At 73.1% G+C, this 26,184-nt stretch carries 24 protein-coding genes; 19 read left to right on the top strand and 5 right to left on the bottom strand.

Annotation, left to right across the window (positions count from 1 at the left end; genetic code table 11):
- The first annotated feature begins 4 nt into the window (after positions 1 to 4).
- From Sru02f_RS18180 to Sru02f_RS18110, 15 genes are read left to right on the top strand one after another with little or no spacing between them, the layout of a single operon-like run.
- Positions 5 to 2,197, top strand: a complete 2,193-nt coding sequence (locus Sru02f_RS18180; RefSeq protein WP_174855040.1) for a bi-domain-containing oxidoreductase — start codon at positions 5 to 7, stop codon at positions 2,195 to 2,197.
- On the top strand, positions 2,194 to 4,161 hold the full coding sequence (locus Sru02f_RS18175; RefSeq protein WP_167469408.1) for a heparinase II/III family protein: 1,968 nt from the start codon (positions 2,194 to 2,196) through the stop codon (positions 4,159 to 4,161). The genes Sru02f_RS18180 and Sru02f_RS18175 overlap by 4 nt, the downstream gene beginning before the upstream one ends.
- Before the next feature lie 21 nt (positions 4,162 to 4,182).
- Entirely contained in the window at positions 4,183 to 5,724 is a 1,542-nt protein-coding gene (locus tag Sru02f_RS18170; RefSeq protein WP_109031060.1) for a right-handed parallel beta-helix repeat-containing protein, read from the top strand.
- 1 nt (position 5,725) lies between these two features.
- Entirely contained in the window at positions 5,726 to 6,958 is a 1,233-nt protein-coding gene (locus tag Sru02f_RS18165; RefSeq protein WP_109031059.1) for a hypothetical protein, read from the top strand.
- 2 nt (positions 6,959 to 6,960) lie between these two features.
- Positions 6,961 to 8,202, top strand: a complete 1,242-nt coding sequence (locus Sru02f_RS18160; protein WP_109031058.1) for a glycosyltransferase — start codon at positions 6,961 to 6,963, stop codon at positions 8,200 to 8,202.
- A complete protein-coding gene (locus tag Sru02f_RS18155; protein ID WP_109031057.1) occupies positions 8,199 to 9,449 on the top strand; it encodes a class I SAM-dependent methyltransferase in 1,251 nt (416 codons plus the stop codon). Before Sru02f_RS18160 ends, Sru02f_RS18155 begins: the two co-directional genes overlap by 4 nt.
- Positions 9,446 to 10,255, top strand: coding sequence for a glycosyltransferase family protein (locus tag Sru02f_RS18150; RefSeq protein ID WP_109031056.1), 810 nt, complete (start codon positions 9,446 to 9,448; stop codon positions 10,253 to 10,255). The genes Sru02f_RS18155 and Sru02f_RS18150 overlap by 4 nt, the downstream gene beginning before the upstream one ends.
- Positions 10,252 to 10,899, top strand: a complete 648-nt coding sequence (locus tag Sru02f_RS18145; protein ID WP_109031468.1) for a PIG-L deacetylase family protein — start codon at positions 10,252 to 10,254, stop codon at positions 10,897 to 10,899. The genes Sru02f_RS18150 and Sru02f_RS18145 overlap by 4 nt, the downstream gene beginning before the upstream one ends.
- Positions 10,900 to 10,902: 3 nt before the next feature.
- Positions 10,903 to 11,928, top strand: a complete 1,026-nt coding sequence (locus Sru02f_RS18140) for an NAD-dependent epimerase/dehydratase family protein (RefSeq protein WP_109031055.1) — start codon at positions 10,903 to 10,905, stop codon at positions 11,926 to 11,928.
- Positions 11,916 to 13,199, top strand: a complete 1,284-nt coding sequence (locus Sru02f_RS18135) for a DUF4910 domain-containing protein (RefSeq protein WP_167469407.1) — start codon at positions 11,916 to 11,918, stop codon at positions 13,197 to 13,199. Before Sru02f_RS18140 ends, Sru02f_RS18135 begins: the two co-directional genes overlap by 13 nt.
- Before the next feature lie 5 nt (positions 13,200 to 13,204).
- On the top strand, positions 13,205 to 14,494 hold the full coding sequence (locus tag Sru02f_RS18130; RefSeq protein WP_109031466.1) for an MATE family efflux transporter: 1,290 nt from the start codon (positions 13,205 to 13,207) through the stop codon (positions 14,492 to 14,494).
- Complete coding sequence (locus Sru02f_RS18125; RefSeq protein WP_109031054.1) at positions 14,491 to 15,438, top strand: glycosyltransferase family 2 protein; 948 nt, start codon at positions 14,491 to 14,493, stop codon at positions 15,436 to 15,438. The genes Sru02f_RS18130 and Sru02f_RS18125 overlap by 4 nt, the downstream gene beginning before the upstream one ends.
- Positions 15,435 to 16,667, top strand: coding sequence for a polysaccharide pyruvyl transferase family protein (locus Sru02f_RS18120; RefSeq protein WP_167469406.1), 1,233 nt, complete (start codon positions 15,435 to 15,437; stop codon positions 16,665 to 16,667). Before Sru02f_RS18125 ends, Sru02f_RS18120 begins: the two co-directional genes overlap by 4 nt.
- Positions 16,664 to 17,215 (top strand): dTDP-4-dehydrorhamnose 3,5-epimerase family protein, encoded by a 552-nt coding sequence (locus tag Sru02f_RS18115; protein ID WP_109031053.1) that lies wholly within the window; start codon positions 16,664 to 16,666, stop codon positions 17,213 to 17,215. Before Sru02f_RS18120 ends, Sru02f_RS18115 begins: the two co-directional genes overlap by 4 nt.
- 7 nt (positions 17,216 to 17,222) lie before the next feature.
- Positions 17,223 to 18,548, top strand: a complete 1,326-nt coding sequence (locus tag Sru02f_RS18110; protein WP_109031052.1) for a glutamate-1-semialdehyde 2,1-aminomutase — start codon at positions 17,223 to 17,225, stop codon at positions 18,546 to 18,548.
- 42 nt (positions 18,549 to 18,590) lie between these two features.
- Here the strand turns inward: Sru02f_RS18110 and Sru02f_RS18105 are convergent, their stop codons facing one another.
- Together Sru02f_RS18105 and Sru02f_RS18100 are read right to left on the bottom strand one after the other, a co-directional pair.
- Positions 18,591 to 19,343 carry a phosphatase PAP2 family protein gene (locus Sru02f_RS18105; protein ID WP_109031051.1) on the bottom strand — a complete coding sequence of 251 codons (753 nt, stop codon included), beginning with the start codon at positions 19,341 to 19,343 and terminating at the stop codon, positions 18,591 to 18,593.
- 202 nt (positions 19,344 to 19,545) lie between these two features.
- Entirely contained in the window at positions 19,546 to 20,109 is a 564-nt protein-coding gene (locus tag Sru02f_RS18100; protein WP_109031050.1) for a CGNR zinc finger domain-containing protein, read from the bottom strand.
- 115 nt (positions 20,110 to 20,224) lie between these two features.
- On the opposite strand from Sru02f_RS18100, the gene Sru02f_RS18095 reads away from it, so the two are divergent.
- A complete protein-coding gene (locus Sru02f_RS18095) occupies positions 20,225 to 20,917 on the top strand; it encodes a haloacid dehalogenase type II (protein ID WP_109031049.1) in 693 nt (230 codons plus the stop codon).
- A gap of 31 nt (positions 20,918 to 20,948) precedes the next feature.
- Here the strand turns inward: Sru02f_RS18095 and Sru02f_RS18090 are convergent, their stop codons facing one another.
- Positions 20,949 to 21,767, bottom strand: a complete 819-nt coding sequence (locus tag Sru02f_RS18090) for an SAM-dependent methyltransferase (protein WP_109031048.1) — start codon at positions 21,765 to 21,767, stop codon at positions 20,949 to 20,951.
- A gap of 98 nt (positions 21,768 to 21,865) precedes the next feature.
- Between Sru02f_RS18090 and Sru02f_RS18085 the strand changes: the two genes are divergently transcribed.
- The 3 genes from Sru02f_RS18085 to Sru02f_RS18075 are packed head-to-tail and all read left to right on the top strand — an operon-like array spanning position 21,866 to position 24,334.
- Positions 21,866 to 22,537, top strand: coding sequence for a HEAT repeat domain-containing protein (locus Sru02f_RS18085; protein ID WP_174855039.1), 672 nt, complete (start codon positions 21,866 to 21,868; stop codon positions 22,535 to 22,537).
- A 3-nt stretch (positions 22,538 to 22,540) separates the two neighbouring features.
- Entirely contained in the window at positions 22,541 to 23,545 is a 1,005-nt protein-coding gene (locus tag Sru02f_RS18080; protein ID WP_109031046.1) for a MerR family transcriptional regulator, read from the top strand.
- A 42-nt stretch (positions 23,546 to 23,587) separates the two neighbouring features.
- Positions 23,588 to 24,334 (top strand): class I SAM-dependent DNA methyltransferase, encoded by a 747-nt coding sequence (locus Sru02f_RS18075; RefSeq protein ID WP_164277786.1) that lies wholly within the window; start codon positions 23,588 to 23,590, stop codon positions 24,332 to 24,334.
- 89 nt (positions 24,335 to 24,423) lie between these two features.
- On the opposite strand, the gene Sru02f_RS18070 is transcribed toward Sru02f_RS18075, so the two are convergent.
- On the bottom strand, positions 24,424 to 24,888 hold the full coding sequence (locus Sru02f_RS18070; RefSeq protein ID WP_109031464.1) for a spore-associated protein A: 465 nt from the start codon (positions 24,886 to 24,888) through the stop codon (positions 24,424 to 24,426).
- A gap of 114 nt (positions 24,889 to 25,002) precedes the next feature.
- Positions 25,003 to 26,094, bottom strand: coding sequence for an NAD(+)/NADH kinase (locus tag Sru02f_RS18065; protein ID WP_167469403.1), 1,092 nt, complete (start codon positions 26,092 to 26,094; stop codon positions 25,003 to 25,005).
- Positions 26,095 to 26,184 lie beyond the last annotated feature (90 nt).

The raw sequence follows: 26,184 nt of genomic DNA, 5'->3' as shown, positions 1-26,184 counted from the left end.
TTCGGTGAAACAGGTTGTGCAGAACTACAAGAGCGGCGAGCTGGCGCTGCTCGACGTGCCGGTGCCGGGCTGCAAGCCGGGCGGTGTGCTGGTGCGGACCGCCTACTCCCTGATCTCCACCGGCACCGAGCTGATGAAGGTGTCCGAGGCCGGCATGTCGATGCTCGGCAAGGCCAGGTCCCGGCCGGACCAGGTGGCCAAGGTCGTGCAGAGCGTGGCCACCAACGGGGTGCCCGCCACCTACCGCAAGGTGATGGGCAAGCTGGACTCCTACACCCCCCTCGGCTACTCGCTGTGCGGGGTGGTCGAGCAGGTCGGCGAGGGCATCGACGACGTGAAGGCCGGCGACCTCGTGGCCTGCGCCGGCAACGAGCACGCCCTGCACGCCGAGCTGAACTGGGTGCCGCGGAACCTGTACGCCCCGGTGCCGGACGGTCTCGCGCCGCGGGACGCGGCCTTCGGCACCGTCGGTTCGATCGCGCTGCAGGGCGTCCGCCAGGGCGAGTCGCGGCTCGGCGAGACGGCTCTGGTCATCGGGCTCGGTCTGATCGGCCAGCTGGTGGTGCAGCTGCTCGTCGCCTCCGGCGTCCGGGTGGTCGGTGCGGACCCCGACGCGGAACGCTGCGAGCTGGCCGAGCGGCTGGGCGCCGCCGCCTGCGGCGACCCCGCGTCCCCGGCCGTGGAGAGCGCCGTCGCCGAACTCACCGACGGCCACGGCGTGGACCAGGTGTACCTGGCGGCCGGCGGCGGCAGCAACCAGCCCGTCGAACTGGCCGCGCGGCTGTGCCGGGACCGCGGCCGGGTCGTCGACATCGGCAAGTGCCGCCTGGACCTGCCGTGGAACGCGTACTACGAGAAGGAGCTGGACGTCCGGTTCTCCCGCTCCTACGGCCCCGGTCGCTACGACCCGGAGTACGAGCTGGAGGGGCGGGACTACCCGATCGGCTACGTGCGCTGGACCGAGCGGCGCAATCTGGCCTGCTTCCTCGACCTCGTCGCCCGGGGCCGGGTCGACGTGGCGCCGCTGATCACCCGTACCGCCGACTTCGACGACGCGGTCGAGACGTACCGGAGTCTGCAGGACGGCGCCCTCAAGGCCGTCGCCGTGCTGTTCCGCTACCCCGGGCAGCCCGACGGCGAGGCGCCGGCCGGGGCACCGGCGGTGACGGTGCCCGCGGTGCGGCGCGGCGGCAACGCGTCCGCGCCGGCACGGGCCGCCCGGACACCGGTGCGCCTGGCCTTCGTCGGCGCCGGCAACTACGCGACGTCGATGCTGTTGCCGCATCTGGCCCGGCGCGAGGGCGTCGAGCTGTCCACGGTCGTCACCACGACGGCGCTGTCCGCGGCCAACGCGCAGCGGAAGTTCGGGTTCGGACGGGCGACCACCGATCTGGACGCCGTGCTCGGCGACGCGTCCGTGGACGCGGTGTTCGTGGTCACCCGGCACAGCTCGCACGCCGAACTGACCCGCAAGGCGCTGCTGGCCGGCAAGGCCGTTTTCGTGGAGAAGCCGCTGGCGCTGACCGGGGACGAGCTGACCGGAGTGCTCGCGGCGGTGGAGGAGTCCGGCAACGACCGGTTGCAGGTGGGCTTCAACCGCCGGTTCGCGCCGCTGCTCCAGGAGGCCAGGAAGCGGTTCGGCGCCCGCACCGGGCCGGCCAGCCTGCGCTACCTCGTCAACGCGGGGCGGCTCGACCACGGCAGCTGGTACCTCCAGCAGGGCACCGAGGGCTCGCGGTTCGCCGGTGAGGGCGGGCACTTCGTCGACACGGCGAGCTGGCTGCTCGGGGCCGACCCGGTCTCGGTGTACGCGCTCGCCCCGTCGGGCAACGAGGACCTCCAGGTCGTGCTGGGCTATCCGGACGGGTCCACCGCCACCCTCAGCTACGTCACCACCGGCGCGGCCGGCTTCCCCAAGGAGACGCTGGACCTGGTCGCGGACGGCAAGGTGCTGCAGCTCGACGACTTCGTCCGCAGTTCGGTCTACGACGGCCGCAAGCGGTGGGTCAGTTCGCGGCTGCCCAAGGCCCGGGACAAGGGCCAGTCGGCCGAACTGGCCGCGTTCGTCCGGGCGGTGCGGACCGGCGGGCCGATGCCGGTGCCGCTCGAGTCGCTGGTCGCCACCACGGCGGCCACCCTCGCCGTGCGGACCGCTCTGGCCGCCGGTGCTCCGGTGGATCTGGCGGAGGCGCGATGACCGTGACCCCGGGGAGTGCGGGCTGGTACCTGCGGCGGCTGTCCCGGATGGGGCCGCGCGAGGTGGGCGGCCGGGTGGGCGACACGGTCCGCAGGCGACGGTGGCGGTCGGTGCGGCCGGCCGCCCCGGACGTGACCGGGGCCCGGTTCACCGCGGTCCTGCCCGCCGGGACGATCGCCGCGGTGCCGCCGGACGCCGCGAAGCGCCTCGTCGCCGAGGCGGACCGCCTGCTGGCCGGGCACGTCGAGTACTTCGGCGTGCTCCGGGACGACCTGGTCGATCCGGACTGGTGCTTCGACTCGAAGACCGGGCGCCGGGCGCCGTGGGGCTACGCCTTCGACGTGCCGTACCGCGACGAGGAGGCGGTAGGGGACATCAAGCAGATCTGGGAGCCGTCCCGGCACCAGTACCTCACCGTGCTCGCCGCGGCCTACGCCGTCACCGGCGACGAGCGGTACGCCGAGCGCGTGGCCGAGCACCTGCGGTCGTGGTGGGCGTCCAACGCGCCGCTGCGCGGGGTGCACTGGGTCAGCGGCATCGAGCTGGGGATCCGGCTGCTGTCCTGGGTGTGGATCCGCCGGCTGCTCGACGGCTGGCCGGGCGCCGCCGCGCTCTTCGAGGGCAACCCGGCGGCGCTGAAGCAGATCTGGCACCACCAGCGCTGGCTGGCCGCCTTCCCCAGCCGGGGTTCGTCGGCGAACAACCACGTCGTGGCGGAGGCCGCGGGGCAGTTGGCCGCGGCCTGTGCCTTCGGGTGGTTCCCCGAGTCGGTACGGTGGCGGGACGACGCGCTGCGGTCGCTGGAGCGGCATCTGCGCGGCAACACGTTCCTCTCCGGCCTCAACCGGGAGCTGGCCACCGAGTACCACGGGCTGGTGCTGGAACTCGGCCTGGCCGCGGTGGCGGAGGCGGACGCCGCCGGTGTGCCGGTTCCGACGACGGTCCGGCTGGTGCTGCTGCGGATGACCGACGCGCTCGCCGCCGTCGTGGACGACCGGCTGCGGCCGCCGCGGCAGGGGGACGCGGACGACGGCCACGGCCTGGTGGTGGACGGCGCGGGCACCGACCGCTGGGGCTCGCTGCTCGCCACCGGGGACGCCGTGTTCGGTTCGCTCCCCTGGTGGCCGACGGTGACCGGCACGGATGTGCGCACCCCGCTGCTGGCGGCGCTGGTCCGGCCGTACGGCGGGGACGGAGCGGGCCGGGCCGTGGCCCGCCCGGCGCGCAGGCCGGCCCACTTCGCGGACGCGGGGCTCACGGTGCTGCGCGGTCCCGGCGGGATCTGGTGCCGCTGCGACGGCGGTCCGCACGGCTTCCTGTCCATCGCCGCGCACGCCCACGCGGACGCGCTGTCGGTGGAGGTCCGGCACGACGGGGTCGACGTGCTCTGTGACCCGGGGACGTACTGCTACCACGGGCAGCCCGCGTGGCGGGGGTACTTCCGCTCGACGCTCGGCCACAACACCCTGGAGCTGGACGGCGCCGACCAGTCCGTCTCCGGCGGCCCGTTCCTGTGGACCCGGCACGCCCGCACCCGGGTCCTGGCCGTGGACACGTCCGACGAGAAGGTGTCCCGCTGGTGCGCCGAGCACGACGGGTACGGGGACTCCGTGCACCGCCGCCGGGTGGAGCTGACGGCCGCGAGCCGGGAGCTGCGGGTGGTGGACGAGGTGCGCGGCCCGCGCCGGTCCGTGCGCCTGGCGTTCCACCTGGGTCCGGCGGTCGCCGCGGACCTGGTGGGCAGCCGCGCCGCGCTCACCTGGACCCGGGACGGCGAGGAACGCTCCGCGGTGCTCGACCTGCCCGGCGGACTGTCCTGGCGGGCGCATCGCGGGGAGACCGACCCGCCGCTGGGCTGGTACTCCCCCGGCTTCGGGCGCAAGGAACCGGCCACCACCCTGGTCGGCACCGGTGTCACCGACGGCGTGCGGGAGTTCACGACCGTACTCGGCTTTCGCGGCTAGGCGGGGAAGGAGGGAGGACGCATGAGGATCGGGTGCCGGAGCGGGGCCGTACCGGCCGCGGCGTCGCTGGCGCTGGCGCTGGCGCTGCTGGCGGCCGGCTGTACCGGTACGCCGGACGCCAAGGCTCCTGAGCCGACCGCGCCGTCCTCCCCGTCCGGGACGCGGGAGGTGGCCCGGGTGTGCGAGAAGCCCGCCGCCGGTCCGGCGAAGGCGCCGGCGGGTGCGGTGACCGTCGATCCGGCGGTCGTCGGCGACTTGGCCGACAAGACCCGGAACAGCCCCGCCGGCACGACCTTCTGGCTCCGGCCGGGCAAGCACCGGCTCGCGTCCGACCGGTACTCCCAGGTCGTCCCCAAGGAGGGGAACCGCTACCTCGGCGCGCCCGGCGCGGTGCTCGACGGCCGCAAGACCAACCAGTACGCGTTCGGCGGCGCCGCGCGGGACGTCACCATCAGCCATCTCACCGTGCAGGGTTTCGACGCGCCCCACGACGAGGGCGTGGTCAACCACGACTCGGCCGACGGCTGGGTGATCGAGCACGCCACGATCCAGCGGAACTCCGGCGCCGGACTGATGGCCGGTGACCGCCAGCAGGTCCGGGCCAGTTGTCTGCGCGACAACGGCCAGTACGGCATCAACGCGTACAAGGGCAACGGCGTCATCAACGACCTCGTGGTCGAGGGCAACGAGATCACGGGCAACAACACCGGCGACTGGGAGCGCAAGCGGCCGGGCTGCGGCTGCACGGGGGGCGTCAAGTTCTGGGCCGTCCAGGGCGCCGACGTGCGCGGCAACTGGGTGCACCACAACCGCGGGACCGGCCTGTGGGCGGACACCAACAACAACGACTTCCTCATCGAGGACAACGTGCTGGAGGGCAACGACGGTGCCGCGCTGATCTACGAGACCAGCTACAACGCCGTCGTCCGCGAGAACACCGTCCGGCGCAACAACTGGGTCGAGGGCCGCGAGAACACCGACGGCGGCGACGACTTCCCGTACGCCACCGTGTACATCTCCGAGTCGGGCGGCGAACCCCGGGTCGAGGCGCGCACGGACAGGATCGAGATCTACCGGAACGTGCTGGAGGACAACTGGTCGGGCATCACCCTGTGGGAGAACGCGGACCGGTTCTGCAACAGCCCGGCCAACACCTCCTCGGGCGACTGCACGTTGCTGGTGGAGGACGTCGACCGCTGTGTCCGCCCGGCGATCGCGAGCGCGCCGCTGTACGCGGACTGCCGGTGGAAGACCCAGCGGGTGGACATCCACGACAACCGCTTCACCCTGGACAAGTCCGTCGTCGAGTGCACGGACGGTTGCGACCGCATGGCGCTGCTGGCCAACTACGGCACCTATCCGGACTGGTCGCCGTACCAGGGCGAGCGGGTGGCCGAGGCCGTCACGCTCCGCCAGGACAACCGCTGGCACGACAACGTCTACGTCGGACCGTGGAAGTTCGTCGCCCACGACCCGAGCCGGGTGCTCGACTTCGGGCAGTGGCGGGGCGCGCCCTACCGGCAGGACGCGGACAGTTCCCTACGTGCCGGGGACGGTGATTGAGATGGAGACCGGGCGCACGCCGAAGCTGGTCGGGACGGTCTGGGGGCTGCTGATCCTCAACACGCTCGGCTCCACGGGGGCGGAGACCGTCGTCCCGCTGCCCCGCTCGCTCATCCAGATGGTCACCATGGGCGCGCTGGCCGTCGCGTTCTCGCTGGCGCTCGCGCTCAATCTCCGGCTGCGGGTGCGCGCCAGCGCCTTCCTGTTCCTGCTCACCCTGCTGCTGGTGCCGAGCGTGATCTCCAGCGCGGACCTGGAGTCCGGGGTCGGCGCGCTGTTCCGCTGTGCCCGGCTGGCCCTCTTCGTGGGCACTCTGTGGCTGCTCAGCCGCTGGTGGGACGGCGGCGCCACGTTCGTCCGGCACCACATCCGGATGTACTTCGCGGTGCTCTGCACGGTGGCCGCGGGCGCGCTCGTCTCACCGGGTGCGGCCATGCCCGACCTGTACGGCGGGCGGCTGGTCGGTGCTCTGTGGCCGCTCACCCCGCCCCAGATCGGCCAGTACGCCGCGGTGATCATCGGCCTCGCCCTGCTGCTCGTGCTGAGCCGCCAGACCGACCGGCGCAGCGCGGCCCTGGTGATCGTTCCGTCCCTGCTCCTGCTGGTGCTGACCCATACCCGCACGGCCACCCTCGGTCTGCTCGTCGGCCTGACGCTCGCGATCGGCTCGCTCACCCTCACCAGCGCCGCCGCCCGCCGGTTCTTCTCCTGGGCGGTGCTGTGCGCCGCGGTGGCCGGGGTGGCGTTCGCCTCCGCACTGCACGCGTGGTTCCTGCGCGGCCAGAGCGAGGAGAACTTCAGCAATCTCACCGGCCGGGCCAAGGTCTGGGACGCCCTGCTGGCGGCCCCCAGGACGGCCGGCGAGAAGGTGTTCGGCATCGGCCTGGGCGACAAGTCGTTCGACGGGCTGCCGATCGACAACAGCTGGCTGGCCGTCTACCACGAGCAGGGTCTGATCGGCATCGCCCTGGTGGCGGCGGTCCTCGTCGTGCTGGGCGGCGTCGCGTTGCTGCGGCCGCCGTCCCCGGCGCGGGCCTGTGCGATCTTCCTGATCAGCTACTGCGCCCTCGCGTCGTACACGGAGGCGGGTCTGGGCGACGCCTCGCCGTACCTGCTGCACCTCGCCGTGGCCGCCTCGCTGCTGGCCTCGCCCGCCGCGGACACGCCCCTCGCCACGCCCGAACCCCCGCGCCGACGCGTCCCGCGCTGGGCCCGCACCCCGGAGGTGACCTGAGCATGCACGTCCTCGTGGTGCACAACCGATACAACTCGGCCCAGCCGAGCGGCGAGAACAACGTCGTCGACCAGGAGGTGGAGCTGCTGCGCGCGGCCGGCCACCGAGTGGGCCTGTTCGAGCGGCGCAGTGACGACATCGCCTCGCGGTCCCTGCTCGGCAAGGTCGCCGTGCCGCTCCTCGTGCCGTGGAACCCGGCGGTCCGCAGGGAGCTGGCCGACCGGCTGCGCACCGAGCGGCCGGACGTGGTGCACGTGCACAACGTCTTCCCGCTCCTGTCCCCGGCGGTGCTGGCGGCCTGCGCCGACGCCGGGGTCCCGGCCGTCGCCACGCTGCACAACTACACGCAGGTCTGCCCGCCCGGCACGCTCCAGCGCGACGGCCGGCCGTGCACCGAGTGCGTCGGGGCGGCGCCGCTGCCCGCCGTGCGGCACGGCTGCTACCGGAACTCGCGGCTGGCGACGGTGCCGCTCGCGGTCGGCCTGTCGGTGAACCGGCGGCGCTGGTGGTCCGGTGTGGAGCGGTTCTTCTGCATCTCGGCGGCGCAGCGTGAGGTCCTGGTGGGGGCGGGCCTGCCGGCCGAACGGCTGGCGGTGAAGCACAATTTCGTGCCCGACCCCGCGGCGCGCCGTGCGGGCCCCGGCGAGCACCTGCTGTACCTCGGCCGCCTCGCGGAGGCCAAGGGCGTACGGCTGCTCATGGAGGCGTGGGACGAGCTGGCCGCGGACGGCGGGGTGGGCGTTCCGCTCGTCGTCGCCGGCACGGGGCCGCTGGAACGCGAGGTGACCGCCTGGGCGGCGGGCCGGGACGACGTGCGCTACGTCGGCCTGTACGACCCGGAGCAGTGCAGGCAGGCCCTCGCCCGGTCGGTGGCCGTGGTGGCTCCCTCGACGTGGCTGGAGGCGTTCGGCCTGGTGGTCGTGGAGGCGATGGCGGCGGGGGTACCGGCCGTCGCCGCCGGGCACGGCGCCTTCGCCGAGCTCGTCGACGACGGGGTGACCGGGCTGCTGCACCGGCCGGGCGAGGCCGCCTCGCTCGCGTCCCGCATCCGCCGGGTCGCGGCGGAGCCGGAGCGCAACCAGGAGATGGGCCGGGCGGCCCGGCGCCGGTACGAGCAGGGCTTCAGCCCGGCCGTCGGCCTGGAGCGCCTGCTGGAGGGGTACCGCACCGCGATCGCGGGGCGGTCGGCACTGGCTCGCGGCGGGGACGTCCGCGCGGGCAGGGGGGATGGGGGCAGTAGATGACACGATGCCGACTCTGCGGTTCGGCGGCGATGGAGAGCGTCGTCGATCTGGGAGCGACTCCGCCGTGCGAGAGTTTCCTCGCCGCGGACCAACTGGACCGGCCGGAGCCGGCGTACCCGCTGCACCTGCGGGTGTGCACCGACTGCTGGCTGGCGCAGATTCCCGCGCTGATCACGCCCGAGGAGACGTTCACGCAGTACGCGTACTTCTCCTCGTACTCGAGCTCCTGGGTGGAGCACGCGCGGACGTTCGTCACCGGCGCGGTGGAGCGGCTGGGCCTCGGCCCGGACTCCTTCGTGGTCGAGGTGGCGAGCAACGACGGGTATCTGCTCAGGCACATGGTGGACCGCGGGATCCGCTGCCTGGGCGTGGAGCCGTCGGTGAACGTCGGTGCGGCGGCGCGGGAGGCGGGGGTGCCCACGCTCACGGAGTTCCTGAGCCCGGACACCGGCGCGGCCGTGTCCGCCGAGCACGGCCCGGCGGACCTGGTGGTGGCCAACAACGTGTACGCGCACATCCCGGACGTGGTCGGCTTCACCCAGGGACTGCGTGCCATGGTCGCCGACGACGGCTGGGTCTCGATCGAGGTGCAGCACCTGCTGACCCTGATCGAGGAGAACCAGTACGACACGATCTACCACGAGCACTTCCAGTACTACACGGTCGCGTCCGCGATCCGGGCGCTGGCGAGCGGCGGCCTCGCGCTGGTGGACGTCGAGCTGCTGCCCACGCACGGGGGTTCCATCCGGCTGTGGGCGCGGCCCGCCGAGGCGGCGGGTGAGCCGAGCCGCCGGGTGAGTGACGTGCTGGACCGGGAGAAGGCGGCCGGGCTGCGGGAGCTGTCCGGGTACACCGAGTTCTCCTCCCGGGTGGCCAAGGTGCGCCGGGACCTGCTGCGGTTCCTGATCGAGGCGGCCGAGCGCGGCGACACGGTGGTCGGCTACGGCGCCCCGGGCAAGGGCAACACGCTGCTCAACCACTGCGGCATCCGGCCCGACCTGCTGGCGTACACGGTCGACCGCAATCCCTACAAGCACGGCAGGTTCACCCCGGGCACCCGTATTCCGATCCTGTCGCCCGAGCGGATCGCCGCCGACCGGCCGGACTACGTCCTCGTCCTGCCGTGGAACCTGCGGGAGGAGCTGGTCGAGCAGCTCTCCTTCGTGCACGAGTGGGGCGGCCGCCTGGTCTTCCCCATACCGGAACTGAGCGTGGTCGAGGCCGCGTCCGAGAAGGGCACAGCATGAAGGTCGTACTGTTCTGCGGGGGCTACGGGATGCGGATGCGCGAGGGCGCCTCCGACGACGTGCCCAAGCCGATGGCGATGGTCGGCCCGCGGCCGCTGATCTGGCACGTCATGCGCTACTACGCGCACTTCGGGCACAAGGAGTTCATCCTCTGCCTCGGCTACGGGGCCCACCACATCAAGGACTTCTTCCTCAACTACGAGGAGACGACCTCCAACGACTTCGTGCTGCGGGGCGGACGGACCGAGCTGCTCTCCACCGACATCGCCGACTGGACGATCACGTTCGCGCAGACCGGTATCGAGTCGCCCATCGGGGAGCGCCTGCGCCGGGTGCGGCACCACCTGGACGGCGACGAGATGTTCCTCGCCAACTACGCGGACGTGCTCACCGACGCGCCGCTGCCCGAGATGATCGACTCCTTCGCGCGGCGGGACGCGGGCGCCTCGATGATGGTGGTGCCGCCGCAGTCCTCGTTCCACTGCGTGGACCTCGGTGAGGACGGTCTGGTCGGCGGCATCACCGCGGTGAGCGACCTGCCGCTGTGGGAGAACGGCGGCTACTTCGTGCTCCGCCAGGAGGTCTTCGACCACATCCCGGAGAACGGGGACCTGGTGGCCGACGGATGCACCGAACTGGCCAAGCGGGGGCGGCTGGTGGCGCACCAGCACCGGGGCTTCTGGAAGCCGACCGACACGGTGAAGGAGCGCGCCGCGCTCGACGCCGCCTACGCCCGGGGGGAACGCCCGTGGGCCGTGTGGGAACGGGACGGCGCGACGTCGGCCGCCGGGGTGAGGACCGCGTGATACGCCTGGGTGCCGGGGGCCCGGAACGGATCGTCGCGGTGGGCGCGCACTGCGACGACATCGCCATCGGCGCCGGCGGCACGCTGCTGACGGTGTGCCTGGCGCGGCCGGGGGTGCGCGTCGACGCGCTGGTGCTCTCCGGCGGTGGCGGCGAGCGGGAGCGGGAGGAGCGGGCCGCGCTGGCCGCCTTCTGCCCAGGCGCCGACCTGCGGCTGACGGTGCTCAAGCTGCCGGACGGCCGGATGCCGGCGCACTGGGAGGAGGCCAAGGCAGCGGTCGAGGAGCTGCGCGGGCGGACCGAGCCGGAGCTGGTGCTGTCCCCGCGCACCGACGACGCGCACCAGGACCACCGCGGTCTGGCGAAGCTGATGACCACGGCGTTCCGCGACCACCTGGTGCTGCGCTACGAGATCGTCAAGTGGGACGGCGACCTGGGCCGCCCGACGGCGTACCAGCCGCTGTCGGAGGACGTCGCCGAAGAGAAGGTGCGGCTGCTGCAGGAGCACTACCCCTCGCAGCGGCACCGCCCCTGGTACGACCGGGAGGCCTTCCTCGGCCTCGCCCGGATCCGCGGCATCGAGTGCCACGCCCGCTATGCCGAGGCGTTCGACGTCGCCAAACTCACTCTCAACCTGGGGGGTTGAACCTTGCGCGTACTGCTCACCGGACACCAGGGCTACCTGGGCACCGTGATGGCCCCGGTCCTCACGGCCGCCGGACACGAGGTCGTCGGCCTCGACTCCGGACTGTTCGCCGACTGCGTCCTGGGCCCGGCGCCCGACGACCCGCCGGGTCAGCGGGTCGACCTGCGCGACCTCACGGCCGAGCACGTGGCGGGGGTGGACGCGGTGATCCACCTGGCCGCGCTCTCCAACGACCCGCTGGGCTCGCTGGCACCGGAGCTGACCTACGACATCAACCACCACGCGTCGGTGCGGCTGGCCCGGCTGGCCCGCGACGCCGGGGTGCAGCGCTTCCTGTACGCGTCCACCTGCTCGGTATACGGCGCCGCGGGCGGGGGCGACCTGGTGACCGAGGACGCCCCGCTGCGCCCGGTGACGCCGTACGCGGAGTCCAAGGTGCGGGTGGAGGACGATCTGCACGGCCTGTCCGACGGCGACTTCAGCCCGGTGTACATGCGCAACGCCACCGCCTTCGGCTTCTCGCCCCGGCTGCGCGCGGACATCGTGCTGAACAACCTGGTGGGCCACGCCCTGCTGTCCGGCGAGGTGCTGGTGCTCTCGGACGGCACCCCGTGGCGCCCGCTGGTGCACGCCGCCGACATCGCCCGGGCCTTCGCCGCCGCGCTGGTGGCGCCGCGGGAGGCGGTGCACGACCGGGCGTTCAACATCGGCAGCGAGGTCAACAACGTCACGGTCGCCGAGATCGCCGAGGAGGTGGCCGCGGCGGTGTCCGGCTCGAAGGTGGTCATCACCGGGGAGACGGGTGCCGATCCGCGCTCGTACCGGGTGGACTTCTCCCGCTTCCGTGCGGCGATCCCGGGCTTCGACTGCGAGTGGACGGTGAAGCAGGGCGCGCTCGAACTCGCCGAGGCCTACCGGAAGCACGGGCTGACCCGGGAGGACTTCGAGCAACGCTTCACCCGCCTGGCCGTGCTGCGCGCGGCCGCCGGGACCGGCTCCGTCGACGACACCCTGCGGTGGCGCCGATGACCCAGGCCGGAGGGGAGATGTACGCGCTGGTGGAGCGGTTGTACCCGCTGTGCCGGAGCATCACGGGCGACGGTGTGCGCGCGACCCTGGACATCGTCGACGAGTACATCCCCCTGCACATGCACGAGGTGCCGACCGGGACACAGGTGCTGGACTGGACGGTGCCGCAGGAGTGGAACATCCGGGACGCGTACGTCGCCGACGCCACCGGCCGCCGGGTCGTCGACTTCGCCGCGTCCAGCCTCCATGTGCTCGGCTACAGCGTGCCGGTGTCGGCGACGATGCCGCTGGCCGAGCTTCGTCCGCACCTGCACACCCTGCCGGACCACCCGGCCTGGGTGCCGTACCGCACGAGTTACTACCGGCCCCAGTGGGGCTTCTGCCTGGCCCAGGAGACGCTCGACGCGCTGCCGGAGGGCGACTACGAGGTCCGCATCGACTCCACCCTGGCGGACGGCCATCTCACCTACGCCGAGCACGTGGTCCCCGGGCAGGTGTCCGACGAGGTGCTCGTCTCCTGCCACACGTGCCACCCGTCGCTGGCCAACGACAACCTGGCCGGCATCGCGGTGGCGACGTTCCTGGCCCGGGAGCTGGCGGAGCGGAACCCGTACTACACCTACCGGTTCGTCTTCGCGCCCGGCACCATCGGGGCGATCACCTGGCTGGCCCGCAACCGGGAGCGGGTGGAACGGGTCAAGCACGGCCTGGTGCTGGCCTGCGCGGGCGACCCCGGGCAGGTGACGTACAAACAGAGCCGGCGTGGCGACGCGGAGATCGACCGGGTGCTGCGGCATGTGCTGGCCGACTCCGAACGGCCGCACCGGGTCGTGGAGTTCACGCCCTACGGCTACGACGAGCGGCAGTACTGCTCGCCCGGCTTCGACCTCGGCGTGGGCTCGCTCACCCGGACTCCCTACGCGGGCTATCCGGAGTACCACACGTCCGCGGACAACCTGGACTTCGTCTCCCCGGCGGCGATGGCGGACACGCTCGCGGTCTGCCGCGAGGCGTTCTCCGTCCTCGACCGCAACCGGCGGTACGTCAACCTCAGTCCTTACGGGGAGCCGCAGTTGGGAAGGCGTGGGCTGTACGACTCGGTCGGCGGCCGCAGCGACGCCAAGCAGGCCCAGATGGCCATGCTCTGGGTGCTCAGTCTCTCCGACGGAGAGCACAGCCTGCTCGACGTCGCCGAGCGGTCCGGGCTGCCGTTCGAGACCGTCGTCGAAGCGGCCGACGCCCTGCACGGCGCCGGACTCGTCAAGGCGTGACGCCGATGACCGTCGAAGGGGAGAAGACGACGACACCGGCGGAACCCGCCCGGCGGGGCGTCGTCGGCAGGCTGTCCTGGGGGCTGGCCGACCAGGCGGCCTCCAGCCTGTCCAACTTCGTGGTGGGCATCTACGTGGCACGCTCGCTGGGGCTGACCGCGTTCGGCGTGTTCAGCCTGGCCTGGGTGACCTACGGCGTGGTCCTCAACGTCTCCCGCGGGCTGGCCACCGACCCGCTGGTGGTGCGCTTCAGCGGCGTGCCGGAGTCGTCCTGGCGCGGCGCGGTGGCCCGGGCGTCGGGTGCCGCGCTGCTGGTCGGCGCCGGGATCGGCACGGTGTCCCTGGTCGCCGGGCTGGCCATCGGCGGACAGGTGGGAGTCGCGTTCGCCGCGCTCGGCGTCGTACTGCCGGGGCTGCTGCTCCAGGACGCCTGGCGGTACTCGTTCTTCGCCGCCGGCGTCGGCCGCAAGGCGTTCGTCAACGACGTCGTGTGGGCCGTCGCGCTCGTCCCGGCCATGGTGGTGGCGGCCCGCGTGGGCAGCGTGCCCGCCTTCCTCCTCGCCTGGGGCGGATCCGCCGCGGTGGCCGGGGTGTACGGCTGGTTCCAGTCCGGCATCCGGCCGAGGCCGGCCGGGGCCCGCGAGTGGCATCGCGACCAGCGCGACCTCGGCTACCGGTACCTGGTCGAGAACGTCGGCGTCAGCGGCGCGAGCCAGATACGGGCGTACGGCCTCGGCGCGATCGTCGGGGTCGGCGCCGTGGGTGTGATCCGGGGCGCCGAACTGCTGCTCGGCCCGTTCCTCGCCGTGCTGATGGGGCTGTCGCTGGTCACCGTCGCGGAGGCGGCACGGGTCCTCAGACAGGCCCCGCGGCGGCTCGGGAAGTTCTGCTTCCTGCTGGGCGCCGGGCAGACCGTCGCCGCGCTGCTGTGGGGCGGGGCGCTGCTGCTGGTGCCGGACCGGCTCGGCGAGCTCGTCCTCGGCGACGTCTGGAGCGGCGCCTCGGAGCTCATCGTGCCGGTCACCCTCAGCGTCGCGGGCGCGGGGCTCGGCACCGGCGCGGCGGCCGGGCTGCGCGCTCTGGCGGCGGCCCGGCGCAGTCTGCGCTGCCAGTTGTTCGCCTCCGCCTGCTACGTCGCGGGCGGGCTCGGCGGTGCGGTCGCGGGCGGCACGGTCGGTTCGGCCTGGGGCGCCGCCGCCGCGTCCGTCTGCGGTTCGGTCGTGTGGTGGCTGCAGTTGCGGGCCGCCCTGCGCGAGCGCGACCACCATCCCATTCCCGAAGTGAGGACCACATGACCCCCCACCCCCGGCTGAGCATCGGCCTTCCCGTCTACAACGGCGAGGAGTATCTGGCCGAGTCGCTGGACGCCCTCCTGGGGCAGACCTACGAGGACTTCGAACTGGTGATCTCCGACAACGCGTCGACCGACGGCACCCAGGACATCTGCCGCCGGTACGCCGCGCAGGACTCGCGCATCCGGTACATCCGGCTGCCCCGCAACATCGGCGCCGCGCCGAACCACAACTACGTGTTCACCGAGTGCCGCGGCGAGCTGTTCAAGTGGGCCTCGCACGACGACCTCTACGCCCGGGACCTGCTGCGCAGCTGCGTGGCGGCGCTGGACGAGCGGCCGGAGGTGGTCCTCGCGCACGCGGGCCAGGCCGTCATCGACGGCGACGGCAAGGTGAAGGTCCCCTACGAGTACGGGCTCGCCACCGATTCCCCGCGCGCTCCGGAGCGCTTCCGCAGCCTGCTCTTCGAGCCCGGGGGCGACGACTTCTACGGGGTGATGCGGTCCGCGATGCTGCGCCGGGTGAAGCCGCACGACAGCTACCACCACGCGGACCGCACCTTCGTCGCCGAGATCACCCTGCACGGCCCCTTCCACCAGGTGCCGGAGCTGCTGTACTTCCGCCGCGACCACCCCACCCGCGCCGAGCGGGCGAACCCCTCCAAGCGCTCCCGGTGCGTCAACCTGGACCCGCGCCGCGCGGGCCCGCTGCACCCGACCCCCCGGCTGCTCGCGGAGTACGTCTGGGGCTTCGCCTCGGCGATCGGGCGGGCGCCGCTGTCCTCGGCCGACCGGCGTGCCTGCCACCGCCATCTGGCGGCGTGGCTGACCAGCCGGGTCCGGCCGGGCGCCGGCGAGCGGGTCGAGGACCGCGCTCCCGTCGACCCTGACCGGCTCACCGTCTCCGTCGACGACCTGGTCGCCGGCCGCGAGGGAAGGCAGGCATGACCTCCATGCGCGAAAAGCCTTTACGCATCGGCGTGTTCGGCCTGTTCGGTGCCGGCAACAGCGGCAACGACGGGTCGCTGGAAGCCGTGCTCGACCATCTGAGGGCCGCACATCCCGACGCGGTCGTGGACGCGATGTGCGGCGGACCCGAAACCGTCGCGACGAGGTACGGGGTTCCCGCGACGCGGCTCAACTGGTACCGCGGGGAGTACCGGACGGCCTCACGTGCGAGCGCGATCGCCGCCAAGGCCCTGGGCAAGCTCGTCGACGTCTTCCGCACCGCCGCCTGGGTGCGCCGGCACGACGCGGTGATCGTGCCGGGCACGGGGGTCCTGGAGACCACGCTGCCGCTCAGGCCCTGGGGCTTCCCGTACTCGCTGTTCCTGCTCTGCCTGACGGGCCGGTTGACCGGTGCCCGCATCGCGCTGGTCAGCGTCGGCGCCGGCCCGATCGGCAACCGGTCGACCCGGGTCCTGACGCGCTGGTCGACACGGCTGGCCGCCTACCGGTCGTACCGGGACACCCAGTCGCGCGAGGCGATGCGGGTGATGGGCGTCGACACGGCACGGGACGAGGTCTACGCGGACCTGGTCTTCGCCCTGCCGGGGCCGACCGCGAGCGAGCCCGTGGAGACGCGGGGCCCGGTCTGCGTCGGCGTGATGGACTTCCACGGCAGCAACGACGAGCGGGACGTGGCCGAGGAGATCCACCGGCGCTACCTCGACGGGACGACGCGGTTCGTCCGTGCGCTGGTCGAGGAGGGCAGGCCGGTCCGGCTGCTCACCGGCGACGAACTCGACCGGCCGGTGGCCGCCGCGATCGTCGACGCGGTGGGCTCGCCGCTGGTCACCGTCGCCGAGGCGGCCTCGCTGGCCGACCTGATGAAGGAGACGGCCAGTGCCGACACCGTGGTGGCGACCCGGTACCACAACCTGGTCTGCGCCCTGAAGGTCGGCACACCGACCCTGGCTCTCAGCTACTCGGGCAAGAGCGACGCGCTGATGGCCGAGATGGGGATGGGTGCCTACTGCCATCCGGCCCGCGAGGCCGACGCCGACCGGCTGCTCGAACAGTTCCGTGAGCTGGAACGGCGGTCGGGCCGGGTGCGGCGCACCCTCTCCGAGCGGAACCTGGTCGTCGCCCGGCGCGTCGAGGACCAGTTCGCCGCGCTGACCACGGCGCTGTTCCCGGCGTCCGACCACGCCCAGGCCCTGCGGGAGGCACCATGAAGGCGACCGAAGTGCCGGAGATCTCCGGCGCGTACCTGTTCCGCCCCACGCCGCACGCGGACGAACGCGGATTCTTCTGCCGCACCTTCGACGCCGACGTCGTCCGCTCGGTGGGTCTCGACCCGGCCACCTTCGTCCAGGACAGCGTGTCGCGCTCGGTCCGGGGCGTGCTGCGCGGCCTGCACCTGCGCTCCGGCGCCGGTGAGGCCAAGCTGGTGCGGTGCTCGAACGGGAGGATCTTCGACGTCGTCGTGGACCTGCGGCCGGACTCGCCGACCTATCTGGGCCGGGCGTTCTTCGAGCTGTCCGGCGAGACGCAGGCGACGCTGTACATCCCGGCGGGGTGCGCGCACGGCTTCCAGTCGCTGACGGAGACCTCCGACGTCTCGTACCGGATCGACCGCCCGCACGACCCGGCCGAGGACGTGACGATCGCCTTCGACGACCCGGACCTCGCCATCGACTGGCCGCTGCCGGTCACCTCGGTGTCCGCCCGGGACCGGGAGGCGCCGGGCCTCGCCGACTTCCTCAAGCACAGGGAGGGATGAGCCCGAAGTGAACGCCGAAGAACTCGGCCTGCCCCGGTCGCGGCAGGCCAACGAGCGGCTGCACGCCATGGTCCCCGGCGGCGCGCACACCTACGCCAAGGGCGACGACCAGTACCCGGAGAACCTGGCCCCGGTGATCAGTCACGGCCGGGGCGCGCACGTGTGGGACGTCGACGGCAACCGCTACGTCGAGTACGGCTCCGGCCTGCGGTCGGTCAGCCTCGGCCACGCCCACCCGCGCGTGACGGAGGCCGTACGACGGGAGCTCGACCGGGGCAGCAACTTCGTCCGGCCGTCCATCGTGGAGGTCGAGGCCGCGGAACGCTTCCTGGCCACGGTGCCGACGGCGGAGATGGTGAAGTTCGCGAAGAACGGCTCCGACGCCACCACGGCAGCGGTGCGCCTGGCCCGCGCCGCCACCGGACGGCCCCGGGTGGCGGTCTGCGCCGACCATCCGTTCTTCTCGGTCGACGACTGGTTCATCGGCACCACGCCGATGTCCGCCGGGATTCCGGCGGCGACGAACGAGCTGACCGTGGCGTTCCCCTACGGCGACCTGGCCGCCACGGAGGAACTGCTCGCCCGGCACGAGGGCGAGGTGGCCTGCCTGATCCTGGAGCCCGCCACCCACACCGAGCCGCCGCCCGGCTACCTCGCCGGTCTGCGCGAGCTGGCCGACCGGCACGGGTGCGTCCTGGTCTTCGACGAGATGATCACCGGGTTCCGGTGGTCGGAGGCGGGCGCACAGGGCCTGTACGGCGTCGTCCCCGACCTCTCCACGTTCGGCAAGGCGCTGGGCAACGGGTTCGCCGTCGCCGCGCTGGCCGGGCGCCGGGAGCTGATGGAGCTAGGCGGACTGCGGCACTCCGGCGACCGGGTCTTCTTGCTGTCCACCACCCACGGGGCGGAGACGCACGCGCTGGCGGCCGCGATGGCGGTGCAGAGCACCTACGTCGAGGAGGGCGTCACCGCACGGCTGCACGCCCTCGGCGACCGGCTGGCCGCCGGTGTCCGGGAGGCCGCGGCGAGCATGGGCGTCGGCGACCACGTCGTCGTCCGGGGCCGGGCCAGCAACCTGGTCTTCGCCACCCTCGACGAGGAGGGGCGGCCGTCGCAGCGGTACCGCACCCTGTTCCTGCGTCAACTCCTGGCGGGCGGGGTGCTGGCCCCGTCCTTCGTGGTGAGCAGCGCGCTCGGCGACGCCGACCTCGACCACACCGTGGACGTGGTGGCCGAGGCGTGTGCGGTGTACCGGAAGGCGCTGGACGCCGCCGATCCCACGCCCTGGATGGCCGGACGGCCGGTGAAGCCGGTGTTCCGCCGCTTGGTGTGACGCCGGGCGAACCGTGGAGGGGCGACGCGGGCCGACGTGACGTCAGCGGCCCTGCTGCCGGCCGGCGTCGGCCCTCCGCTCGGCCCGCCGGTCGGAGGGCGGGCCGGCCGTCCACTCGTCCGGCGGGTGGGCCGGGAGGCCGGCCCACCGGTCGGTCAGCCGGTCGGCCGTCCGGTCGACCAGCCACGCGGTGACCGGGAGCACCGTCAGCGCGGTGCACCAGCCGCCGAGGGTGTCGGTCGCGTAGTGGGAGCCCAGGGCGACCTGCGCCCAGCCCATGGTCGCGCCCGCCACCAGCCCCGCCGCGAACACGAAGGCCGTGCCGGCCGCCCTGCCGAGGCCCAGGCGTCCGGCCGCGAGCAGCGACACCATGAGGGCGATCGCGGTGAGGAAGGCGGTGTGCCCGCTCGGGTAGGAGAGGTTGTCGCCGTGGATGGTGCGCCCCACCACGGGTTTGAGCAGCGTCGTCGTACCCACGGTCAGGCCTGCCCCGGTCACCACGAACACCGCCGCGCGCGGGTGCCGAAGCAGCAGGCAGCCGGTCACGACGGCCGCGACCAACAGCACCGCCCCCGCGGGCTCCCCCAGGAAGTCCGTGACCACGGCGACGTGCCGCCACGGCGGCCCCACCCCGTCCACCGCCGCGAAGATCCGGATGTCCCACTCGCGCGGCTCGCTCTCGTCGCTGTACACGACACCGAGGACGAGGACCACCGGCGCTGCGAGGCAGGCGATCAGCACGAACCACACCCGCAGCCACGACGGCAGCACCGCGGGCCCCGGCCGGCCGGTCACCCGCCCACCGCCCCGGGCGGCCTGCGGTACTGTCCCACGTCCTCGTCCACTCCCCCGCTTCGCCCGGCTCGGCGGCGGTCGCGCCGGTCAGCCTCCGGTCCAGGCCACCGTAGTCGCTCCAGCGGGCCGGATAACAGCCGATTCGCGCCATTGCGCAAAGGGTGCCGCGAATCGTTCGGACGCGGTCCGCATGCGCGCGTTCTCACCGTTCCGTCCGGCCGGACGGTGCGGCCGACGCGCGTCTGCGGGCTCTGTAGGCCGCGGCCTTGACGCGGTTGCCGCACTCCTCCATCCCGCACCAGGCGCGCCGGGCGCCGCGCGAACGGTCGGTATAGACGCGGGTGCAGTCGGCGCGGCCGCACTCCTTGAGGCGGGCGCCGGGGTCGGCGAGCACGGCGATACCGCCCCTGGCCACCTGGGTCAGTACGGCGGGCAGGTCCCCGGACATCCGCACCCCCGCGTCACCGAGCCGGACGGTGGGCAGCGGCCCGGCGGCGGCGTCGTTGACGACCTCGAGGCTCGGGAGGTGGAAACGGCGGTCGAGGACGCGGTCGAGCGCGAGACGGTAGACGGCTTCCCGCAGGGTCAGTGCCGCGGCGAAGGCCGAGGGGGTGGCGGTGACGCGGTCGGGCAGCCCCTCGCAGGCGGCCACCCACCGCTCGAGGTCCGCGGGCACTGCCAGCAGATCGACCGGCTCGTCCCGGCGGGACAGCACGGTGCCGGCCAGATCGAGGGCCGGGTTGCCACTCACGAAGGCGAAGTCCACGTCACCATCTTGACCGGTGACGGCTAGGTGGGCAAGGTGATCCCGTCGTCACCTGTTGAGGTGGTGACTCGGCGGCGAGCGGGTGCGGAGCCCGGGAGAAGGAGTGAGGGCGGGCATGGCTGGTGGGATCCGCGGCATCGAGGTCGTCGTCTTCGACGTCCTCGGCACACTGGTGGACGAGCCCGGCGGGCTTCGGGCGGGGATCCGGGAGTCGGTGCCCGCGGCCGACGACGCGTCCGTCGACGAGTTGCTCGCCCGGTGGCAGGGGCACGTGGAACGGGAGCAGCTGCGCATCGTGCGGGGGCAGCGCGCGTACGCCGACAGCGGGATCATCGACGCGGAGGCCGCTCGGCTGGTGGCCGACCGTGCGGGCGTCGGGGATCCGGCGGCCGTCGACCGGCTGGCCGGGGCGGGTCGGCGCCTGCCGCCCTGGAGCGACTCCGCCGCCGGACTCGACCGGCTGACGCGGCGCCTCGTGGTGCTGGGTCTCTCCAACGCCGGTCACACCGCTCTGCCGCGGATCGCCGCGTACGCCGGGCTGCGCTGGCACGGGGCCCTGTCGGGCGAGACCGTCCGCGCCTACAAGCCGGCGCCGGAGGTCTACCGGCTGGCCGTCGACACCGCGGGGTGCCCGCCGGACCGCGTGCTCATGGTGGCCGCCCACGGCTGGGACCTCCGTGGCGCCCGGGCGGCAGGCATGCGGACCGCGTACGTGCACCGCCCCGGCGGAGATCCGCCGACGGGCTCCGACGACTTCGACGGACGCTTCGAGACACTGGCCGAACTGGCCGACGCGCTCCGCCTCTGAGCACGTGACCGTGAAAACCGGGCGGCCGGTGCTACGGCTTGCGGGCCATCCCGGCGGCGATGAGACGCTCCCAGACGGTCAACTCCCGTTCACCGCCGCCGTTGTGCGTTCCGGCGGTCGCCTCGGGACGCCACAGGGACGCCGGCACTATCCCCGGCTCCAGGATCTCCAGCCCGTCCAGCAGGGCCTCGATCTCCGCGTCCGTCCGCCACCGGCCCCGGCCGAACGTCCCCTGGAGGACCTTCTCGGCCTCAGCCGTCTCCGGGTTGTTCCCGGAGCGGAAGTGGCTGACGAAGAAGAGGCTCCCGGACGGCACTTGGTCGCGCCAGTAGCGGACGATCGCGGCCGGGTCCTCGTCGTCGTTGACGTGGTGGAGGATGGCGCTGAACATGACGGCGACGGGACGGTCGAAGTCGATCAGCTCCCGGGTGTCCGGGTGGCTGCGGATGCCCTCGGGGTCGCGCACATCGACGGGTACGAACCGGGTCCGGTCGTTCTCCTCCAGCAGCGCCCGCCCGTGGACGAGGACCTGCGGATCGGTGTCGACGTACACCACCCGGGCCTCGGGTGCCCGCCGTTGCGCGACCTGGTGCACGTTGTCGGCGGTGGGCAGGCCGCTGCCGAGGTCGATGAACTGGCGCACCCCGGTCCTCGTCACGATCTCCCCCACCGCCCGCGTCAGCGCCGCGCGATTGGCGAAGGCGATCGCCACCGAACCCGGCAGGTCGCGCTTGAACACGTCGCCGATCTCGCGGTCCGCCGCGTAGTTGTCCTTGCCGCCGAGCAGGTAGTCGTAGACCCGGGCGATGGTCGGCCTGGTGCTGTCGATGGAGGAACTCTCTCCCGTCATGGCACCCATCCTCTCCCGCGCGGGGGCACCCCGACCACCACTTGTTTGACCTTGACACCGTGACAAGGTCTTCACTGGCTGCCCAGGAGGTGGTCCCGATGACCATGACGAGACAGGACACGGATGCCCTGCGAGCGTTCGAGAGCCTGGCCGACCCACGTGCGTCCGTGCGACTGCGGGCGGCCCTCGCCGTAGGTACGGCACCGGACCCGCGCTTCGTGGAACGGCTCGTCGAACGGTCCGCGGTCGAGCCGGAGTTCTTCGTCCGCGACATGCTGACCTGGGCGCTCACCCGTCATCCGGTGGCCGCGACGCTTCCCCCGCTGGTCCGTGAGGTGGGCTCGAGGCTCCCGCAGGCGCGCAGCCAGGCGCTGCACACGCTGTCCAAGATCGGGGACCGGCGGGCGTGGCCGGCGGTCAACGGGGCGGTGCTGTCCGACGCCGACGACGAGGTGGCGCGCAGCGCCTGGCGGGCCGCGGTCGTCCTCGTCCCCGAGGGCGAGGAGCAGGCCCTGGCCCGGGCGCTGGCCCCTCAGTTGGGGCGCGGCGACCGGGAGACGCAGCTGAGTCTCAGCCGGGCGCTGGTGGCGCTGGGCGAGCCGGCCGGGGCGGTTCTGGAGGCCGCGACGACCGCCCCCGCCCCGCACGTGCGTGCGCACGCCCTGGCGACGCGGCGGCTGCTGCGCGACCCGGACTCCGGGTTCGAGGCGGCGATCGAGGAGGCGAAGCGCGTCGTGGCCCTCGGCGGGTCCGGTCACGAGGGACGATAGAGCGTGTTGATCGGTGAGGTGGCGCGACGGTCCGGGGTCAGTGCCCGCATGCTCAGGCACTACGAGTCGCTCGGCCTGGTGCGGCCCTCGGGACGTACGGGCTCGGGATACCGGGAGTACTCCCGTGCGGACATCCGGCGGATCTTCCACATCGAGAGCCTGCGGTCGCTGGGGCTGTCGCTGCGCGAGATCGGCCGCGCGCTCGACGAACCCGGGTTCGCTCCCGCGGCACTCGTGGACGACCTCATCCACCGCACGCGCGAACGGATCGCGGCGGAGACGGAGTTGCTCACCCGGCTGCGCCGGATCGACGCGGCGGGGCCGGCCGGCTGGGAGGACGTCCTCCAGGCCGTCGCGCTCCTCCAGGCGCTGGGCTCGAAGAGCGCGGACGCACGCCAGCGCGCGGCCCTCTCCTCGGTCCAGGACGCCTCGGTACCGGTGGAGGCCCTGGTCGACGCGGTGCTGAGCGAGACGGACACCAATGTCGCCGGAGCCCTTCGCTGGGCGCTGGCACGATCGGGCGACGATGCCGCGGCACTGCTGGCCCGGGGGCTGGACTCACCGGTGGCGGAGGTGCGGGCGCGTGCCGTGCGGGCGCTCGCCGAACTGTCCGGCGCGGAGGCCACCGCGCGGCTGCGGCACGCCCTCGACGGACCCGACGCCGTGGTCCGCGGGTACGCGGCACTGGCGCTCGGGTCGCGCGGGGTGGGCGAGGCGGTGCCGACGCTCATCGGCATGGTCGTGGCGGGACGGAACGACACCGACGCGGCCGACGCGCTGAGCGTGCTGGCGAGCGACACCGCGACGGCGGACCGGATCGCCGCCGGGCTCGTCGGCCGTCTCGCCGACGCCACCAGCGACGCGGCCGCGCGCGGCCGGCTGACGCAGGCGCTTGCGGGCATCCCGGGCCCGCGGGCGTCCGGTGCCCTGGCGGAACTGTCCCGGGACGAGGACCGCGCCGTCGCGCTCACCGCGACGTATCTGCTGCGGCTGCGCGAGGAGCCGTAAATGCTTCGACAGTTCGCCTCCCGCCGGGCAACATGGCCGCCCGTGACGAGCAGCCAGCTGTGGACCCGTGAGACCGCCGACCGCTACGACGCCGAGGAGGCGGAGAGCGGGATGGGCTCCGCCGCCGTTCTGGGACCGACCGTCGACTTCCTCGCCGGGCTCGCCGGGGAGGGCCGGGCACTGGAGTTCGCCATCGGGACCGGGCGCGTGGGCGTCCCGCTGCGGGAACGCGGCGTGCCGGTGGCGGGCATCGAGCTTTCCGAGCACATGGCGGCGGTCCTGCGGCGCAAGACCCCCGAGGAGACGCTGCCGGTGACCCTCGGGGACATGGCCACGACCGTGGTGCCCGGCGAGTTCACCCTGGTCTATCTCGTGTACAACACCATCACCAACCTGCTCACGCAGGACGAACAGGTCGAGTGCTTCCGCAACGCGGCCCGCCATCTGAGCCCCGGCGGCCGATTCGTCATCGAGCTGGGCGTGCCACCGCTGCGGTTCCTGCCGCCCGGGCAGGTCGCGGTGCCGTTCGACGTCTCCGAGCGGCACCTCGGCTTCGACACCTTCGACCTGGTCGAGCAGATCCTCGTCTCCAACCACTTCACGCGGGACCCCGGCGACGGCTCCTACCGCCGGGACAACTCCCGGCACCGGTACGCCTGGCCGGCGGAGCTCGACCTGATGGCCCGGATCGCCGGACTCGAGCTGGAGCGACGCGTCGCGGACTGGGACGGGGCTCCGTTCACCGAGGACTCGGCGAAGCACATCTCCGTGTGGCGCAAGCCGGCCTGAGTCGCTCACGACGTGCTCCTGCGGGAGCGGAGAAGTTCGAACGGGGGCTCCGCCGTACGGTGGAGCCCCCGGCCGGTCCGGCACCCGCGTCAGCGTTCGCCGGCGAACCAGTCCTTCTGCGGGGCCTTGGCGGCCAGCGCGCCGCAGTTGGAGCCGTAGTTCCAGGCCTGCAGATTGCCGATGACGCCGCCCCACTCGACGCAGGCGCCGCGCGCGGACACGTACACCGGCCCGGCGTACGACCGGTAGTCACCCTCGTCGTACTGGTCCGCGCCGCTCTCGATGTTGCGCACGTAGGCCACCATGTACGTCGGTGTGCCCGTCTTGTTGCGGATGGTCACGGTGCAGTTCTTACCCGTGGCCGAGTTGTAGGTGAGATACACCGTGCCGGTGGAGCCGATCGGCATGGAGTTCACCACCTTGTAGCCGGAGCCGCAGACCCCGTTGTACGACGCGGTCGCGCCCGCGGTCGCCGCACCGGCGGCGGGGGCCGACACCAACAGCCCCGCCCCGATGGCCGCGACGGCGGTCAGCGTCGCCCCTACGGCTTGCATGGAACGCTTCATGGCACCTCGATCCGTGAAACGACTGGCCTCCCCTTGGTGTTGCCGAAGCCACCAGTTGAGACCTTTGCACCCCTTCGGGGGTTGTACGTCGTTGGCAGATGTTTACGACTGTTCGCGGAGAAGATCACCGGTGGCCCCTTCGGCGCCCGGCACCGGCAGCGCCAGATGGGCGAGGTCTCCCGGTGGCGGCGTGCTCACCGGCCACAGCGGGGCGGGCGTACCGTCGGCGACCGCGGCCGGGGCGTCGGTGAGCCGCATGCGCTCGCGCAGGCGGCCGTAGAAGTCCATGGGCCCCAGCCGCACCGCCCGCAGCCGGCGCGGGGCGGCGTAGACGCCGAGCCAGTCACCGGGATCGAGCACGCCCCGCAGCTGTCCGTCGATGCTCACGGCGGCCCGGCCCGACCGTTCGAGGATCCGCAGCCCGACGGGCTCGTCCGGTGCGGTGACCACGGAGCGGTCGAACGTCATGTGCGGGGCCACCGCGGTGAAGACGAGCGCTTCGGCGCGGGGCGACACGACCGGGCCGCCCGCGGCGAAGCTGTAGGCGGTGGATCCCGTCGGGGTCGCGACGAGCAGCGCGTCGGCGGAGTACGAGGCGAGCAGCCGGCCCGCGATGTAGACGCCGACGGAGATCTGCCGGTCCCTCGACAGCTTCTCGAGCACGACGTCGTTGAGGGCCGTGACGTTCAGGGCGATGCCCCATTCGTCGCCGCTCTCGCAGTCGGTCCGCACCCTCGGGGGCGGCAGCAGGGGTCCGCGCCCGTACCGCAGGAGCGCTTCCATCTCCGAGGGGATCTCCAGGAGCCGGGAGGCACGCAGAGTGAGCAGCATGCGGCTCTCCGGCTCCAGCCCGCCGTCCCGGACGGCGTCGAGGGCGGAGCGCACCGCCACGGCGGGCACCTCGGTCAGGAACCCCACTCGTCCCAGGTCCACGCCCAGGATGAGGGCGTCGTTCTCCGCCGCCAGCCGCGCGCCGCGCAGGAAGGTGCCGTCACCGCCCAGGGTCACGACGAGGTCCGGGTCGCCGGCCGCGTCCACCTCCTGTCGGGCACTGTGCCGCCCGGCATCGCTCCACACGTCGATGTCCGTGCAGGCGACGGCGTTCTCGTCGCACCACTCCCGGACCTCCCGGGCCGCTTCGGCGGCGCCCTCGCGACCGCCGTGGACCACGAGTCCGACCCGCTCGATCGTCACCACTGCCTCCTGCCGCCGGGCCGTGCTCCTGGAACCAGGAGCGACAAGATCCTCGCCGACCCCCGTGGCGGGGCGGGCCGCGACATGCCG

Origin of the sequence: Streptomyces rubrogriseus, from assembly GCF_027947575.1 — a bacterium.
In the GTDB taxonomy this organism is placed as follows: Bacteria; Actinomycetota; Actinomycetes; order Streptomycetales; family Streptomycetaceae; genus Streptomyces; species Streptomyces rubrogriseus.
This window is presented reverse-complemented; position numbering and strand designations above follow the sequence as displayed.